14 protein-coding genes and 1 pseudogene are annotated in these 16,508 nt (G+C 64.7%); 14 read left to right on the forward strand and 1 reads right to left on the reverse strand.

Features of this window, described 5'->3' with window-relative positions; all coding sequences use genetic code 11:
- The first annotated feature begins 23 nt into the window (after positions 1-23).
- From ACYVDG_RS22030 to ACYVDG_RS22095, 14 genes and pseudogenes are all read left to right on the forward strand, one after another.
- Entirely contained in the window at positions 24-782 is a 759-nt protein-coding gene (locus ACYVDG_RS22030) for an SDR family NAD(P)-dependent oxidoreductase (RefSeq protein ID WP_460756818.1), read from the forward strand.
- Between the two features lie 31 nt (positions 783-813).
- Positions 814-1,641 (forward strand): 1,4-dihydroxy-2-naphthoyl-CoA synthase, encoded by an 828-nt coding sequence (menB, locus tag ACYVDG_RS22035; RefSeq protein WP_460756823.1) that lies wholly within the window; start codon positions 814-816, stop codon positions 1,639-1,641.
- Positions 1,642-1,755: 114 nt separating this feature from the next.
- Positions 1,756-2,541, forward strand: coding sequence for an enoyl-CoA hydratase/isomerase family protein (locus ACYVDG_RS22040; protein ID WP_460756829.1), 786 nt, complete (start codon positions 1,756-1,758; stop codon positions 2,539-2,541).
- Positions 2,542-2,931: 390 nt separating this feature from the next.
- Positions 2,932-3,744, forward strand: coding sequence for an enoyl-CoA hydratase/isomerase family protein (locus ACYVDG_RS22045; protein WP_460756834.1), 813 nt, complete (start codon positions 2,932-2,934; stop codon positions 3,742-3,744).
- A 36-nt stretch (positions 3,745-3,780) separates the two neighbouring features.
- A complete protein-coding gene (locus ACYVDG_RS22050) occupies positions 3,781-4,593 on the forward strand; it encodes an enoyl-CoA hydratase/isomerase family protein (protein ID WP_460756841.1) in 813 nt (270 codons plus the stop codon).
- Positions 4,594-4,604: 11 nt separating this feature from the next.
- Positions 4,605-5,678 carry a phosphotransferase family protein gene (locus tag ACYVDG_RS22055; protein ID WP_460756845.1) on the forward strand — a complete coding sequence of 358 codons (1,074 nt, stop codon included), beginning with the start codon at positions 4,605-4,607 and terminating at the stop codon, positions 5,676-5,678.
- The gene (locus ACYVDG_RS22060; RefSeq protein ID WP_460756850.1) at positions 5,675-6,688 is read left to right on the forward strand and encodes a hypothetical protein; all 1,014 of its coding nucleotides are present in this window, start codon (positions 5,675-5,677) and stop codon (positions 6,686-6,688) included. Before ACYVDG_RS22055 ends, ACYVDG_RS22060 begins: the two co-directional genes overlap by 4 nt.
- Before the next feature lie 60 nt (positions 6,689-6,748).
- A pseudogene (locus ACYVDG_RS22065) lies at positions 6,749-7,691 on the forward strand (transposase).
- Between the two features lie 531 nt (positions 7,692-8,222).
- Entirely contained in the window at positions 8,223-9,224 is a 1,002-nt protein-coding gene (locus ACYVDG_RS22070) for a DUF7064 domain-containing protein (RefSeq protein WP_460756853.1), read from the forward strand.
- 110 nt (positions 9,225-9,334) lie between these two features.
- Positions 9,335-10,489 (forward strand): phosphotransferase family protein, encoded by a 1,155-nt coding sequence (locus tag ACYVDG_RS22075; RefSeq protein ID WP_460756856.1) that lies wholly within the window; start codon positions 9,335-9,337, stop codon positions 10,487-10,489.
- Positions 10,489-11,016 (forward strand): hypothetical protein, encoded by a 528-nt coding sequence (locus ACYVDG_RS22080; RefSeq protein WP_460756859.1) that lies wholly within the window; start codon positions 10,489-10,491, stop codon positions 11,014-11,016. The genes ACYVDG_RS22075 and ACYVDG_RS22080 overlap by 1 nt, the downstream gene beginning before the upstream one ends.
- On the forward strand, positions 11,013-12,032 hold the full coding sequence (locus tag ACYVDG_RS22085) for a DUF7064 domain-containing protein (RefSeq protein WP_460756862.1): 1,020 nt from the start codon (positions 11,013-11,015) through the stop codon (positions 12,030-12,032). Before ACYVDG_RS22080 ends, ACYVDG_RS22085 begins: the two co-directional genes overlap by 4 nt.
- A complete protein-coding gene (locus ACYVDG_RS22090; RefSeq protein WP_460756867.1) occupies positions 12,029-13,240 on the forward strand; it encodes a phosphotransferase family protein in 1,212 nt (403 codons plus the stop codon). Before ACYVDG_RS22085 ends, ACYVDG_RS22090 begins: the two co-directional genes overlap by 4 nt.
- A gap of 3 nt (positions 13,241-13,243) precedes the next feature.
- Positions 13,244-13,786 carry a hypothetical protein gene (locus ACYVDG_RS22095; protein WP_460756871.1) on the forward strand — a complete coding sequence of 181 codons (543 nt, stop codon included), beginning with the start codon at positions 13,244-13,246 and terminating at the stop codon, positions 13,784-13,786.
- A gap of 927 nt (positions 13,787-14,713) precedes the next feature.
- Here the strand turns inward: ACYVDG_RS22095 and ACYVDG_RS22100 are convergent.
- On the reverse strand, positions 14,714-16,093 hold the full coding sequence (locus tag ACYVDG_RS22100; RefSeq protein ID WP_460756874.1) for a short-chain fatty acid transporter: 1,380 nt from the start codon (positions 16,091-16,093) through the stop codon (positions 14,714-14,716).
- Positions 16,094-16,508: the final 415 nt, after the last annotated feature.

A 16,508-nucleotide genomic window follows, 5' to 3' on the forward strand; every position in this document is an offset into this window, starting at 1 on the left:
CATCACGCTCGAAGGGAAAGACCATGACCGAACGCGCCGCACTGATCACCGGAGGGGCCCAAGGCATCGGCAAGGGGATCACCGCGTCCCTGGCCGAGGCCGGCTTCACCGTCGTCATCGCAGACCTGAACCCGGAGGTCGCCACCGAAACCGCGGAGGAACTGAACGGCCGCGGATTGAAGGCCGTGGCCGTGGCGATGAACGTCACGGACACCACGTCCGTCCAGGAGGCCGTCAAGCAGGCCGAGGAGAAGGCTGGCCCTATCGACGTACTGGTCAACAACGCGGGCTGGGATGACTTTATGCCGTTCCTGGACACCACCGAGGAGTTCTGGGACAAGATCGTGGACCTCAACTTCAAGGGCCACCTGCGCACCATCAAGGCGATCGTGCCGGGCATGGTCGAGCGCGGCTACGGCCGTGTCATCAACATCGGTTCCGACGCCGGCCTCGTCGGCTCGTCGCTGGAGGCCGTCTACTCCGGTGCCAAGGGCGGGGTCATCGCCTTCACCAAGACTCTGGCCCGCGAGGTCGCCCGCAAGGGCGTGACCGCCAACGCGGTCTGCCCCGGCCCGACCGACACCCCGGCCCTGCGCAAGTTCGCCGACGGTGCAGGTGACGACGCGGACAAGGTGATCTCCGGTATGGCCCGCGGCGTCCCCATGAAGCGCCTGGGCACCCCAGAGGACGTCGGCCCCGCCGTCGCCTTCTTCGCTTCGGAGGGGGCCGGCTACATCACCGGCCAGACCCTGTCCGTCTCCGGCGGACTGACGATGGCCTGAGCGGCCGCGCGCGATCGGGAGGACGGGCAGCATGACCACCACCGAGTGGGTCTCGCAGGGACACTACGAGGACATCCGTTACGAGTGCACGCTGGACGGGATCGCCAAGATCACCATCGATCGTCCGGAGGTCCACAACGCGTTCCGGCCCCAGACACTGATCGAGGTCTCGGATGCTCTCGCCACGGCCCGGGAGAACGAGCGCGTGGGCGTCATCATCCTCACCGGTGCGGGAGAACAGGCCTTCTGCTCGGGTGGGGACCAGCGAGTCCGCGGTGACAGCGGGTACAAGACGGACGCGAACGCCACCGGCCGGTTCCACGTCACGGACCTGCACGTGCAGATGCGTCGGTGCCCCAAACCGATCGTGGCCATGGTGTCCGGCTGGGCCATCGGCGGCGGGCATGTGTTGCAACTGGTCTGTGATCTGGCCATCGCGGCGGACAACGCGCGCTTCGGCCAGGTCGGACCGCGCGTCGGATCCTTCGACGGCGGTTTCGGGGCCTCGCTGCTCATCGAGCTGGTCGGTGCACGCAAGGCCAAGGAGATCTGGTTCCTGTGCCGCCAGTACGACGCGGCCCAGGCTCTGGAGATGGGCCTGGTCAACACCGTGGTCCCTTTGGAACGCGTCGAAGAGGAGACCTTGGCCTGGTGCCGCGAGATGCTCGCCCTCTCGCCCTACGCCCTGCGCCTGATGAAGGCCTCCTTTCACGCCGCGGAGGACGGCTTCGCCGGGATTCAGCAGCTAGCACACGATGCCAACCTCCTCTTCTACGGGACGGAGGAAGCCCAGGAGGGCCGAGAAGCTTTCAAGGGTAAGCGGGACCCGGACTTCACCCGGTTCCCCCGGCGAGCCTGAGCAGTTCAACCGCAGCGCTGGTTCCGTTCGACCCCGCTGCGGAAAGCCTTCCCAAGGGAAGGTTGCCCTAGTATGGTCAGACCATTAATTTCCTTCTCCGGTTCGGAGGTTCCGATGGCAGAAGCGCAGGCAACCGAAGTCGTCACCTGGCGGGTGACCCGACCCGGCACCATGGTCGTGACTATGGACTGCGGACCGGCAAACGCCCTGAGTGTTCCACTCCTGGAGGGCCTGAATGCGGCCTGCGACGCCGCAGAGGCGGCGGGGGACATCAAGGTGATGATCATCGGATCCGCCATCGACGGGTTCTTTGCCGCCGGAGCGGACATCAAGCACCTGGGAACCATCAGCGCGGAGACCTTCACCGCCTACGGGGACGAGATGCGCGCCGTCAACGACCGGCTCGAGGCGTCCGCGTTCATCAGCATCGCCGCGGTGGACGGGCTGGCCCTGGGCGGCGGGCTCGAACTGGCGATGGCCTGTACGTTCCGCGTCGGCGGAGCCCGGTCACGCTACGGACTTCCTGAGGTGAACATCGGTCTCATCCCGGGGGCCGGCGGCACACAGCGGCTACCCCGGCTGGTCGGCCGCGGAAAAGCCCTGGACATGATCCTCACCGCCCGCCAAGTCCCAGCCGAGGAGGCCGCGGCCATGGGGATCGTGGATCGGTCCACGGACGGGGACGTCCTCGAGGCCGCCCTGGCCCTCGCGGACGAGTTCGCGGCGGCCTCGCTGCCGGCCCAGCTGGCCGGCGTGCGCTCGGTCAACGCTGCCTACGACCTGCCGTTCGACCAGGGAGCTCGGGTCGAGGTCGAGCAGGAACAAGGGCTGTTCGAGCATGGTGAAGCAGCCGAAGGCATTTCGGCGTTCATCGCCAAGAGAACGCCGGAGTTCCGGTAAGCACCATGCAGAGGCATACAACCGGCCCGCTGTCCGGACTCCAGGTGCTGGAGATCGGATCCATGGGCCCCGGACCCTTCGCAGCCATGATCTTGGCCGACCTGCTCGACGTACTCCGTCTGGACGGGGAGTCCCTTCCCGGGGGCCAGTACGACCGGTCGGCGTGGCCAGCCCCCCGCCTCTGCCGGGCGAACACAGCGAAGAGGCCCTGGCCGGCTGGGGCACACCGTCGTGGCGGATTGCTTCCTGGCTGAAGTCAGGCGCTGTGGCCGACCAGGAGAGTGCTGCCGCCAACCTCGCCCCGTCGCCGGTCACGGACCGGCCAGCTGGTTCGGCCCAGTAGACCACCGACCACCTGCGGTTCCGCGGGCTCACAGTCACGGAGAGACCATGAAGACCACAGAGGCAAGTTACGAGACCTTCACCCTCGAAGAACCCGCCACCGGGGTGGTGGTGATGACTCTGAACCGGCCGGGCTCCTACAACGCCATGACCAACACCATGTTTCGGGAGTTCGAGGATCTGGCGTGGGAGGTCGACCAGGACGACGAGATCCGAGTCCTGGTCATGACCGGGGCAGGCAGGGCCTTCTGTTCGGGCTATGACCTGGGGGACGCCGATGAACTGCCGCAGCTCGGGGCCATGGGCATGCTTGATCAGCAGGAGCGGGCCGCGCGGTCCCTGCTGGCCCTGCGGAGCATCCGCGTGCCCTGCATCGCTGCCGTGAACGGTCCTGCCGCCGGTGGGGGAATGTCCCTGGCCCTAGCCGCTGATATTCGCCTTGCCTCTGAATCCGCACGCTTCAATGCCGCCTTCGTCAAGATCGGCCTCAGCGCCGGGGACCTCGGCGCCTCTTGGTTACTGACTCGGCTGGTCGGTCCCGGCCACGCGGCGGAGATCGCCTACACCGGGCGGCAGGTAGGCGCCGAGGAAGCTCTGCGACTGGGGCTGGTCACCAGTGTCCACCCCGACACCGAGGTGGTGCAGGCCGCCGTCGAGCTGGCCGCGTCCATCACGGGCAACTCGCCCACCGGTGTGCAGCTGTCCAAACGTGCCCTGCACGCCAACATGGAGGCCGCCTCCTACGCGGGTGCTTTGGAACTGGAGAACCGCGGACAGGCCCTTTTGACCCGCACCCAGGACATGGGCGAGGCACTGGCGGCCTTCAAGGAAAAGCGCACCCCGAACTACATCGGCGCCTGAGTGGCGGACAGCCCGGCCCAATGGAAGGCGAGAACCATGAACCTGCAGATTCCTGAGCTGGAAACGCTGACTCTGGAAGAAGTGCCCGGGGAAATCTTGGTCCTGCGGATGAACCGTCCGGACCGCATGAATTCCCAAACCGTTCGCATGTTCACCGAATACGGTCTGGTTGCCCGCGCAGTCCGGGACAGCGGTGCTCGCGCCATGATCCTCACCGGAACCGGTGACCGCGCCTTCTGTGCCGGATTCGACCTCGAAGAGATCGACGTGATCACCATCATGGGCGTGCGCGAGTTCCTGAAGTTCCAGGAAACGGCCACCGGCGGGATCCAGGGCATCCGTCACCTGCCGTTCCCCGTGATTGCCGCGGTGCACGGCCCGGCCACCGGAGGCGGGCTGGCCCTGGCCTTGGCCGCCGATATCCGACTGGCCGCCCCCACCGCCAAGTTCAGTGCCGCCTTCGTCAAGGTCGGGCTGTCTATCGGCGAGTTGGGCACCTCCTACAACCTCACCCGGCTCATCGGGCCTGGCCGGGCCGCCGAGATCGGCTACACCGCCCGCATCGTCCGGGCAGAAGAAGCCGAACGGATCGGTCTCGTCAACCGCGTCGTCCCCACCGAGGGGCTGTTTGACGCCGCACTGGAAACTGCCTCACAGATCGCCCGGAATTCCCCCGGCGGGGTGCGGATGTCCAAGCGGGCCATCCAGCGGAACCAGGAGATCACTTCTTACGCGGCAGCCCTCGAGCTGGAGAACCGCGGACAGGCATTGATGACCCGGACCGAGGACATGCCTGAGGCGTTGGCTGCCTTCAAAGAGAAGCGCCCTCCAGAGTTCACCGGCCGTTGAGGGAGATCCCTGTGACTAAGAGAAGTGCACTGGTCTGGGACTGGACCGAGGAGACCCTGACGGGTCTGGCTGCCTTTCTCGACCAGCACGGTGTGATGACCGGGCCGTTGGCCTCGAGGCCCATCGGGGACGGACATTCCAATCTGACCTTCCTGATCAGCAATGGTGAGCGGGACGTCGTCGTACGCCGACCGCCGCCGCCACCGTTGCCTCCAGGAGCCAACGACATGCTGAGGGAGGCGAGGTTCCTGACCGGCTTGCACGGCGCCGGGTTCCCGGTTCCCGAGGTGCTGGCCACGGCCCAGGCAGGGGAGGTGCTGGACGTCCCCTTCTACGTGATGACCCTTGCCCAGGGCCACGTAGTCACCACGCGGACTCCCGAGGAGCTGGCGACTCCCGAGCGGCGGCGCAGTATCGCCCACTCCCTGGTGGACACCCTGGCAGCACTGCACACCACGGACCACGTGGCCGCCGGTTTGGACGACCTTGGGCGGCCGGCGGGTTTCAATGCCCGGCACCTGAAGCGCATAGCACGACTGGTGCAGGACGCTGAGGGCAACCAGTCGCAGGCCTTCGCGACCGTCTTCGACTGGTTGGAGCAGAACGTCCCTCCGGAGTCCGGGGCCTCGGTAGTCCACAACGACTTCCGGATCGGCAACATGATCATCGCCCCGGACGCCCCCGGCCGGGTCGCCGCCGTCCTGGACTGGGAGCTGGCAACCCTGGGAGACCCCCTGCTCGACCTGGGATATTTCCTGTCCTCGGTACCGAAGCCGGGACACGCCCGCACCCCTACGGAGGACCTGGGCACGGCCATGCTCGAGGAGGGGTATCCGAGCCGCGCCGAACTGGCCGAACGCTACGCCGAGCAGACCGGGGCGGACCTGGGCCGACTGGACTGGTACATCACCATGTCCCTTTGGAAGCTGGCCGCACTCTACGAATACAGTCGCCGCCGCGGTGAAGACGACTACTACCAGACCCCAGGGCTGGTGGACAGTTTCCTGGCCGAGGCGCGGGAGACGGCGGGCCTGAACCCGCCTGAGACATCGACGCAGAACGAGAACCATCAAGGAGTACCATGAGCACCGCCTTCGATGACGCGATGGTCACCAGTAGCGCCCCGGGCATGCCGGAGAAGTTCTTCGACCGGTTCATGTTCAACCTCCACCCCGATGACGGCACCACCCCCTCCCTTGTCCTAGGAGCCGGCAGCTACCCGCCCCGGGACGTGGCTGACGGCTTCGTGGTGCTTTCCACCGGCACCGAGCAACGCAACCTGCGCTTCTCCACCGAGCTCTCCGCCACCGACGGCGCTTCGGTCGGTCCTCTTCGCTGGGAAACCGTGGAGGACAACAAGGTGTGGCGGCTGGTGCTCGGCCAGAACCGCACCGGCCTGGAACTGGACTTGACCTGGCATGCCCGGGCACCGTACTGGGTCGGCACTGTGGACGTGGAGAACACCGACGGCAACACCACATCCTTCGACCACCTTTTTCAGCCCGGAAGATATGAGGGAACCCTGACCCTGGACGGGGAGAGTCGCTCCGTCAACGGCTGGTACGGGGGGAGGGACCGTTCCCGCGGTGTGCGTACCATGTCCGGCGGGCAGGGGCTGCACGCCTGGTACCAGGCTCAGTTCCCGGATCGGGCCATCGGCTTCCTCCTGGTGGAGGACCGTTCCGGCGGCCGGAGCCTGCTCAAGGGCGCGGTCATGCACGAGGACGGTCAGGTGGATGACGTCGTCGATGTTCAGCACGCCCTGACCTTCACAACGGACAACGACCTGGTCTCCGGCGACGTTCAGGTCACTACCGCCGCCGGTCGCACTTACCGCGTGTCGGCGAAGTCTCCGACCCGGGGCGGATACATGGCCGGTGGAGGGTACGGCGGTCACCACGGCAAGGTCCGCGGGCTCGACCATGAAGAGTATGACGTCTACCCGCTGGACGGGAGCGTCAATGCCACGACACTGGACTCGGCGCTGACCGATCGGTGCTGTGTCTTCGACTGGGAGGGGACCGCAGGCTACGGCATCTTCGAGTACGCCCTCACGCGGTCGCCCTCGTACAGCTACCAGCCGACGCTGGTCTAGATGGGTAAGCCCAAGGGGTGCTGGGGCTCAACATGAGGCGAGGGAGCCCGCGGTCTTTTTGTGACGCAGAACCTGCACTCCCTCGCCAAAGTAACCCACACCCACACCTTGCTCGAAGCCCCCGACCTAGACCCATGGCGCCCTGGAATCGGCTACCACCCCCTTAGTCCGACTCCGACCTGATTACTCTGGCCCTTATACAAGACCTGCTCGGCTACACCAACGAGACCCGATAGCTGCGCTACGCTCGCACCCGTCTCTTCGAAGAGTTCCCCTACCCGACCCAACAGAGCGGCTACAACAAGCGCTGACGCAAATCCGCCCACCTGATCCGCCACCTCATCCGACATCTGGCCACCCACACCAGCTCCTGGACCGACGATGTGTGGGTGGTGGACTCCACCCCCGTGGTGTGCGCCCGCTTCCGCGAGACCGTCAAACGCTCCAAGCTGGTCGGCTGGGCCCAGCGCGGGTACTCCGCCTCCCGTCCCCGGTTCTGTTGAGGGCTGCGTCTGCACTTGGTGTGCACCCTGGGTGGGCCTCCCGTCGCTTTCGCCCTGACTGGCGCTAAGGCCGACGGGCGCACCACGCTAATCGAGATTTTCGAGACCGCTCCGGGCCTGGTGAGCGAGCGTCCGAACCAGACATTGATCGCGGACATAACTACGTGGGACGCCGCTTCGAACAAGAGCTGTCCCAGTCAGGACTCTCCCTGCTGCGTCCGGCCCGCGGGGGTGTGGGCCGCACGGGCGGGATCAGCGTTGTTTCGTCCCTTGAGGCACGTGATCGAGTCGATCAATCAGATCTTCAAGGGCCAGTTGGACCTGGGACGACACGGTGGCCACACTTCGGGAGGGTGCTGGTACGGGTGCTCCAGCGTGTTCTGGCACTAACCGCCCCTATTTGGCACAACGACCGGACCGGCCGACTCGTCCTGCGCTCCCTGGCCCTTTGGAACTACTCACCTATGAATCGGCTGAGCGCCCCTATCACCTTCGAGTGAGCCAACGAGCGATCGGCCAGGTCGAACAGCATGCCCGCGACGCCTGCGGCGAGAAGTGCGAACGCACAGTTCACTGCGGGTGTGAGGGCGCGTGTGTCAGCTGCAGGCAGCCTTGAGTAAAAAGGTTAGACCAAAATACTTTTCAACTTAAAGTATGTGTCGTACCATACGACCATGTTGCCTGCATCACACTGAGAACCCGACGCTCCGAGGAGCAGCTTGAGTCGACCGTGGGCGATGTCCTTAGCAGCGCGGTGACAGAGACTCCCGATCGACTCACCCTTGTCGCCGCCGTCGCCGATCCGGCCGCGCGCCGGAGGTGGACCCTGTACCGACCTGCCGACAAAGGCGGAGATTGGCGCCCGCGCTCTTCTTGCCACCGTTGAGCCCGGCGAGCGGTGGCTCTCGTTTGATACTTCGTCGAACGAGTGGGCTTGAGAGGCACTGGGAGGGATATTCGCTGACGAGTCTTTCCGGCTTTCCTAGCAATCAGCCGATTTTGCGTTCACACCCCAGTAGGGAGATGACTCCGTGATCAAATCAGAAGACGTCGACTTCCATACGCGAGACCCCGAGGACTGGTCCTGGACCGAGACCACGGCCCTCATCTTCGCGGTTCCCGAGGCGGGAATCCTTGGCAACGCTTATGTGCTAGCGCGGCCCAACCTGGGGGTTGCGCTGTCGAGCATCTGTCTGGCACAGGGCATTTGCCGCCAGCCCTACGAGATCGACTTCACTGACTGCCAGGTGCACCTGCCATGCCCAGACAACTTCACCAATTACACGCTGCCGAATGGGCTCAGCGTGGAGGTCAGGAACCCGCCCCGTGACTATCACCTCACCTATGAGCACAACCTGGGGACCTGCTCGTTCGACCTGAACTTCCAGGCGCTGCACGACCCGTTCGACATGCATGACCCCGAGCAGAACGCCCTCCTCACCGAAGCGGACGGAAAGGCGACTCTGGACACCCGCGGAGACGGATGGGCGACCGGCCACTTCGAGACCAAGGGCCATATCACCGGCACCCTCACGCTCCACGGCCAGGAGTACGCCGTCGACTGCTATGAGGGCATGGACCACAGCTGGGGTCCGCGTCGCGATCTGGGCACGTGGGCGGTCGCGTGGATCTCGGTGAACTTCGGCCCGGCCTTCTCCATGCACCTCGCCGTCGACGAGCGGATCGACCCGGACGGGGAGGTGCGGTACGGCGACCTGCGCTTCGGCTACGTCACTCAGCACGGGGAGACGCGGAGCCTCGTCAGCGCGACAGTCGAAGCGACGCGCGTCGAGATGCTCGCCATGTCCAACGTCATCCGAGTGACCGACTCCGCAGGCACCTCCTGGGAGTTCCGCGGCACGGCGATTGCAGCTCACCCGTTCCATGCATTCAATCCACGCGATGTCGCCTATCAGAGCCTGATGCGATATGAACACGACGGCATAGTTGGTACGGGTGAGATGGCGGACATCCTCGGCCTCGACTACCTGGCGAAGCACAAGTCGCGGCACGGTAAGCGGGCGCAAGCATGAGCAGGGTAACGCGTACCTCGGATCGCGCCGGATGGTCGGAGCTCCACCGCAACGATCCAGGGGCTTACTTCGCGCTCCGAGACGACCCCCCGCAGGAGTTCGTCGAAGAGATGCGTCGGCGGTTCGAGATCGACTCGGAACTGGACCGGCAACTCGTCCGCAAGCTTGAGCAGCGGGGCAACGGTGCCTACCAACACATCGGCCTCGACGAGTTCGTCGCCTGCTTTGAGTCAATGCTCGAGGCCAGTATCGGCTCAGGCTTCGAGGTCACCAACGCTTGCTGGTTCGCCGGTGGCGCTTCGAAGATCCAGCTCGGCTGCGACCTCACCTGGACCGACCCGGTGCGGGGCCGGGTGACGGACGATCTCGTGGTGCGGATGGACCCGGCGGAGTCGCTGAACGCCACCAGCCGACGGCAGGAAGGTGAGGTCCTCACGGCCGTCTCTGGCCACCTCCCTGTCCCCCGGGTGCTCTGGCTGGACGAGGAGGCCCGGTGGTTTCTGCAGCCCGCACTCGTCTACACCCGCATGGCTGGCGTTGCGAAGCCGGAACTGACCGACTCGGGGGCAGTCAGTGGGTTGGGGACGAACTTTGGTCCGGACCTGCGCCGCCCGCTTGGGGAGCAGTTCGTCAGCCACCTCGCGGCATTGCACACCCTCGAGGTCGGGTCGCTGGAGCTTCCTTCTTTCGACAAGCCGGCTGTGGACACCGTGGACGCCCCTCGTTGGAAGCTCAACCAGTACCGACGGGTTTGGGAGGAGGACCGGAGCGAGGACTTCCGCCTGGTCGACGCCGCCGCCAGTTGGTTGGGGCGCAACCTACCCACGGTCGACCGGGTGAGTCTGCTGCACGGTGACTACCGGAGCGGAAACTTCCTCTTCGATGAGCAGGATGCGCGGATCACCGCGTGGCTCGACTGGGAGTACACCCACTTGGGTGACCGCCACCGCGACCTCGCCTGGGTCACCGATGCCACATTCGGCCACACCGACCCGGAGACCGGCATGTACCTGGTGAGCGGGCTTTTCACCGAGGAAGACTTCCTCGCCCGCTACGAGGAGGCCTCCGGCCTCCCTGTCGACCGGAATCGCCTGCATTACTACAAGGTCGCCAACACACACCAGCTACTGGTGGCCACGCTGGCCACCGCAACACGTATCTCGTTCCTCGGCAAGACCCATCAGAATGTGCTGCTTGCCTGGGTTAGGGGCATGACGCCGGTCCTGTCCCAACAGCTACTTCGACTTCTAACTGTGGAGGAATGATGACGGAACAATTGCAGAACGCGCTGCAGGCCGTCTCGAGCTCCCTGACAACGATCGTGGCGCCTGCTGTCGCGGACGAGGATCCGCTCGCACAGCAGCAGTTGATGCTCTCGATCGCATATCTCGCCCTAGTGCGTGATCGGATGGCCTACGTAGCGGCGCGAGAGTGGCGTGACCTCGAGGACGATCTGGGGGTCGGCCGCGCGGTGGAACCCCATCTGCCGACGGAGTCCGCCGCCGCTATGCGTGAGGAGCTGGACGAGGCGGAGCGGCTCCTACAGGGCAGGGAAGGCGCTGGCGAACGCGTACGCCGCTCCTCCGCGCGCATCCAGGCGTTGGCCTCAGAGGCGTTCGAGTTGGTCACCGAGGAGGCGGCTCCGGCTCTTGAGCAGGCCGTCGTGAGTGCCTCGCACGCTCGGGTCGCACTGGAGCGGGCGTGGTTTCTCCCGATGGGATTCGATCCTGATCCGGGCTCTGTGCAACCGGTCGGGGAGCTGCTCGGCAGCGTTAGCGGAGTGGAGTCATGATCGGGCCCAAGGATGCTGAGTTCCACAAGAACGACTCCTCACTGACGCGGTGGGCCGAGAGCATCGGATTCTGGTTCGCGATCCCCGAGGAACGTATGTACGGGAACGTCTACCTCTTGGCGCGTCCGAACGTCGGAGCCACGATCTCGTCGATCAATGTCGTCCAGGGGATCAACCCGGAGCCGTTCACGGCCGACTTCACGGATCCGCACATGCACACGCCGTGCCCTCCGTCGATGGCGAAGTTCGAACTGGAGAATGGCCTTTCCGTCGATGCGTACGGTCCACCCACCGACTACCGGTTCACTTACACCAGCCTCAACGGCGTCTGCGAGTTCGACCTCGACTTCACCGGTTGCATGGCGGCCTGGGATCCCAACGATCCTGCGGAGAACCCGCTGTTGAACGTTTCCAATAAGCACCGCGACCTCGGGCTCGGCGACGCCTGGGCGGGCGGGCACCTCGACTACGTGGGGCGCGTTCGGGGTGCCCTGCGACTGCGAGGTAAGACCTACGAGGTCGACGCGATGGGCGGGTTCGACCGTAGCTGGGGAACCCGCACCGAGTTGGGCGAGGCGGCGCTCACCTACCTCCACATCCCGTTCGACGAGGATTTCGGAATCCATCTGGTGATGGGGATGGACCTGGTCGACGACGATATCGTCTGCGCCCCCCTACGCTTCGGCTACGTCTATGACCGTGGGAAGACCTACGGCATCACCGCCGCCACGATGGAAGCCGAGCACGTCAACATGCTGCCGACTTCCAACCGGATCAGCGTGACCGACGAGCGGGGGCGCACCTACGAATTCATCGGGGTCGCCAAGGCGGCCACACCTTGGTACACCTTCAGCCCTTCCTACCTGACCAACCAGGCGCTGATGCGTTACGAATTCGACGGGCGCGTGGCCCACGGGCTGATGGCCGACGTCTGGGGGATCGAATTTCTAGCAGCTAGACGCTCACGCCACGGGCGCGCGGCCCGCCTATCCCTCACCGAAGGAGATCAGGGATGACCACCACACCAGTGGCAGAGAACGACTATCCGACGTCCGATCAGGTCGCAGCAGTAAAACGGAAGTTCCCCACTGATCCGGTGAGCCAGAAGGCTCTCGACATCAGGTACCAGCGGCGCTCGGGCGGGAGTTGGTCCCCGCTGGACCTCGACGACGTGCACCGCTGCCTTAGCCGGTTCCTCGAATCGCGCGTTGCGGGGGACTTCACCGTCTCCGACGTCGGTTGGATTACGGGAGGCGCCTCGAAGATCCAGATCGGCTTCACCCTCGACTGGCAGGCGCCTAGTCGCGGAAGGGTCCAGGACCGTCTTCTCCTGAGCATTGACCCGCCGGAGACACTGAACACCACCTACAAGCAGACCGAATTTGAGATCTGCAAAGCATCCGCGTCCGCGCTCCCCGTTCCCAAAGCGCTCTGGGCGGACCCCCTGGGTGAGGAGCTTCCAGACCCGGCACTGATCTACTCGTTCGTTCATGGCGTCACGAAACCGTCTGCGACGAAGGACGGGAATGTGTCGGGTCTGGGTACGGGCTTCGATCCCGATCTCCGAGCCAAGCTGGCGCCGCAGATCGTTGAGCACCTGGCATCGATGCACAACCTCGATGTTGGGCACCTGGCGTCGCCGGCCGTGTGGGTGCCGGGCACAGGGACGACCCAGGCGGCACGGGAGCGGCTCAACATGGAGCGTTCGGTGTGGGAGCTGGACCGCGGTCAGGACCATGCGGTCATGGACGTAGCCGCGACTTGGATGGCGGACAACCTTCCCGCCACGGATCGGGTTGGGATCGTCCACGGAGACTTTCGCAGCGGAAACTTCCTTTTCGATGAGGCGACTGGGGAGATCACTGCGTGGCTGGACTGGGAGCTGGGGCACGTTGGCGATCGCCACGAAGACCTCGCCTACATCACCCATCCACTTTTCGGCGGAGTTGCCGAAGATGGCGAGACCTTCTTGGCCAGTGGCGTGCTTCCACCAGACGAGTTGCTCTCCCAGTATGAACGGATCTCCGGGCTGTACGTGGACGAGGAGCGGTTGCGGTGGTTCTCCGTGCTCGTGACCTACTCTGCGCTCCTCCGAACGCTGGCCACTCCGTACCGCGTCGCCCGCCTCGGGAGGTCGCATCAGGACATCCTGCTGGCCAGGCTTGAAGGTGTGACGCCCCTGCTCACCCAGCAGCTGATCAAGCAGCTCGAGAAAGTGCTCTGAACGATGGATTACACCCGCAACACCATGCGCGCCGCAATCAAGAGTCTGGAGTCCGTGATCATCCCGGCTGTTGAGGCCACGGCGCAGGCCCAGGCGATCGAGCAGGCACGCTTGGTCTCCGACTTCCTCCGATTCGCCGAGCAGCGGGTCCACATGATCGCTGATCGCGAGCGGCATCAGCTGCTCCACGCTGTACGTCTGGCCACCACACTGGAACCCCTGCTAGATGGCACCGATGTGCAAGACCAGCTGAGCGACGCCCGCGCCCGAGCGGAGCGTCTGCTTACGGACCCGCAGCGAGACTGCGAGTCAGTGCGTCGGCAAACCTCGGAGCTAGATGCCGCCATTCGCCTGGTCACCGAGGGCGCTCTAAGTGGAGAGAGTCGACTCGCAGTTGGTCGGGCGATTCTCCGTGCATCGCTCGAGCAGAGCACTGTCGATCGCGCATGGTTGCTGCCTTTGGGCTTCGATCCGGACCCTGAGGCTCTTCCGGATATTGCGAAGGAGCTGAGCGCTCCCGTGCCCTCAAGAGAGTCTGCCGGCTGAGCAAACGCGTCCGAGCTACCTTGCCAACGTCGCTCGAAAAGTGTCTCCGTCCCCATACCGGTGGTGGCTTAGGGCAGCAGGGCGTTCCGCTCGGTGGCGTGTGACGGCGAAGAACTCCTGAGGATTGTCTTCGCCGGACTGCTCCCCCTGAACATCGAGAACATCGATCACGGCCACGTTTCCTGACTGCGTGGCCCCGATCAACTGGCCCCCTGACCGGTCTGCGGTGTCCAGTCCGAGAGCGTGCACGCCTACCATCAGCGCACACCCGCAGACACCCCGTCGATGGCAGGAACGTGCACGTCCTGGTGCGAGTACGGCGCCAGAAGTGCCGAGCTCGCGGCTGCCCCCGCCAGAGGATCCGAGAACAGCTCCCCGGCATCCTGACCCGATACCACCGGCGCACACCCCGGCTCACCTCCCAGATCGGCGCAGTAGCACGGGAGCTTGAGAGAGAAGTCTCGCCAAGGCCTTCAGCGAGCTGCTCCTAGCCGACCCTTACCAGCTCATACCCGAGGAGGATCAGACCCTCACAGGTCTGGCCGGGCATCTCCGGAGTTGGCTCGCCTGGCCGACCACATCGACGGTTTCGCCCGGCTCCTGGAACCCGCCTCGGGCCGCGCTCAGGCCCTGCCGAGTGGATCGCTGAGGTTTGTGGGGGACCGCCCCCACCTTCGCGCCTCCACTCGCAGAGTCGGCCAGAACCGGGCCGCGGTCGACGCGGCTCTGCCCTGTTCATCCACGACGGTGGCACCGGGGGGTGAATACGAGATACGCAGCTGACCAGACGCCAGATGATACGGGCAAGCCGGTTTTCTGTTGCTCCGTCATGGAACCCTCCTGCAGCGAAGTCACCGACCGGCACCACCGAACGTGGGACAGAGGTCTTAACTTGACACACTCACGGGCTCGGGTGGAATGACGCCCCTACACCGCCCCTGTCAGGAGCGGGAAGACGATGATTCCGATGCTGGCGATGATGAAGTAGGCCACGAACATAACGAGGCAGTAACCCCACAGGTCACGAAGTCCCAGCCCGGTCACCCCGAGCGCTGGCAGGGCGAAGAACGGGTTGAAGAGGTTGGCCCACATGTCCCCGAGCGTGTAACCGGCTACCACGACCGGTATGGCTACGTCGTGTTCGTTGGCCAACTGCACGAGGATGTCGCCCTGGACACCCCAGCCACCCCCCGCGGAGGGAATGAAGATACTCAGGAATCCGGTCGAGAGGAAACTGGCGAACCCCGCCGTTGCTGGCGTGGACACGCTGGTCAGAGCGACCGCGACCGTAGTGGCCAGGCCTGAGAGCACCATCATCCCCATGATGCCCGCATAGAAGTGGAACTGCAGGATGATGCCCGCGGCGCTGCGCACACCGTCCACCACAACCTCGAAGTACTTGGCCAGACTGCCGTGCAGTGCGATGCCCAGCATGAGGAAGGCGAAGTTGAGGAAGTTCAGGTCAAGGTCAAACCCGCGCTCGGTGAACCACTGCACGGACACGATCGCGCCAGCCAGGACGAGTGTGTAGGCGACCACCCGACTGTGGTCGACACGCGCTCCGAACCCAAGACTGCGTAGGGATTGCTTATCACCCGTGCCGGTGCCTGCCCCCGCTGCTGCACGCTGTTCACTATCCACCTCTTCCGGTGCGGTGGATTCGAGGCTGGTACCGCGCATGCGTTTGGGCTGCATGGCCGTGAAAATCAGGACCGTGGCCGCCAGCAGTAGCGCAGCGGTGCCGAACAGGGTCGGATGAAAGATCGTCTCTGTGAGTGGAACGAGCCCGATTTCCTCCTCAAGGAAGTGGCCCGGGGTGTTGATCAACAGCGGCACCGTCACGGTCAGCCCTGCGGGGAGTACGGCGACCGCGGAACCGTAGGCGGCGGCTACGAGGAAAGGGAAATCGACTTGCCGGTGCCGTCGAAGTTCACGTACGAATATCGGACCTAGGATGAAGCCCAGGCCCCAGCTGATATAAGCGGCGACTGCGGCAACGGTCATCGTTGTGTACAGGGCCTGCCGATTCGTAGTGATTCGCTTGGCGACCCAAGAAATCACCTTTTGGACCGGTGGCGCGACTGCGATGCAATAACCGGTAATGACAATCATCGTCATCTGCATCGAAAATTCCAGGAAGTCCCAGAATCCCGCGAACCAGTGATCGAGCATGGCCAGCGGCGTTTCGCGCTCGACCACGATGCCGAGAGCGAGTGTCAGGAAGGTCAGCAGGATCGCGAACGTGAAGGTGCTCGGCAGGATCTTGCGCACGAGACGGCTTGTCGCTTCCGACACAGTTACGAGCATCAGAATCTCCCTAGTCTCAGATCGTGAACAGGGCCCCTGTCACTGCTGGAGGCCTGTCGGGCAGGCTCGCTTGGAACTGTGGACTTCTGAACACCCCACCGAGCGCCGAGCCCCGGGGCGCATAAGTGAGGAGTACGCCCGGTTCAATACCGAGCGCCATTGCTTGATGCCGCAGGCGCTCATGTGGCCGTCGACGAAATCGAAGCGGCCCCCGGTTTCATCTCCCCTGGAAAATAGGCAGCTGCCTTGCGCAGGATCTCGTGCCCCGTAGTGAGTTCGGCGATCTAGGCGCGCAATCTCGCGTTCTCCTCTGTCAGGCCCTCTTCGACAGCAGCGATGTTGGACCAGGTCGGATGGGAGTGGTGATCTGGGCGGAACGTGTTTCATTGTTCTTGCGGATCCCGTTGCTTTGTGT

Source organism: Nocardiopsis oceani, assembly GCF_054777395.1.

Bases quoted from the DNA above. Each gene is read 5' to 3' on its own strand.
- ACYVDG_RS22060 (WP_460756850.1), top strand. From the start codon at position 5,675: ATGAGCACCGCCTTCGATGACGCGATGGTCACCAGTAGCGCCCCGGGC.
- ACYVDG_RS22040 (WP_460756829.1), top strand. From the start codon at position 1,756: ATGGCAGAAGCGCAGGCAACCGAAGTCGTCACCTGGCGGGTGACCCGA.
- ACYVDG_RS22095 (WP_460756871.1), top strand. From the start codon at position 13,244: ATGGATTACACCCGCAACACCATGCGCGCCGCAATCAAGAGTCTGGAG.
- ACYVDG_RS22030 (WP_460756818.1), top strand. From the start codon at position 24: ATGACCGAACGCGCCGCACTGATCACCGGAGGGGCCCAAGGCATCGGC.
- ACYVDG_RS22050 (WP_460756841.1), top strand. From the start codon at position 3,781: ATGAACCTGCAGATTCCTGAGCTGGAAACGCTGACTCTGGAAGAAGTG.
- ACYVDG_RS22080 (WP_460756859.1), top strand. From the start codon at position 10,489: ATGACGGAACAATTGCAGAACGCGCTGCAGGCCGTCTCGAGCTCCCTG.
- ACYVDG_RS22045 (WP_460756834.1), top strand. From the start codon at position 2,932: ATGAAGACCACAGAGGCAAGTTACGAGACCTTCACCCTCGAAGAACCC.
- menB (WP_460756823.1), top strand. From the start codon at position 814: ATGACCACCACCGAGTGGGTCTCGCAGGGACACTACGAGGACATCCGT.
- ACYVDG_RS22100 (WP_460756874.1), bottom strand. From the start codon at position 16,093: ATGCTCGTAACTGTGTCGGAAGCGACAAGCCGTCTCGTGCGCAAGATC.
- ACYVDG_RS22090 (WP_460756867.1), top strand. From the start codon at position 12,029: ATGACCACCACACCAGTGGCAGAGAACGACTATCCGACGTCCGATCAG.
- ACYVDG_RS22085 (WP_460756862.1), top strand. From the start codon at position 11,013: ATGATCGGGCCCAAGGATGCTGAGTTCCACAAGAACGACTCCTCACTG.
- ACYVDG_RS22075 (WP_460756856.1), top strand. From the start codon at position 9,335: ATGCGTCGGCGGTTCGAGATCGACTCGGAACTGGACCGGCAACTCGTC.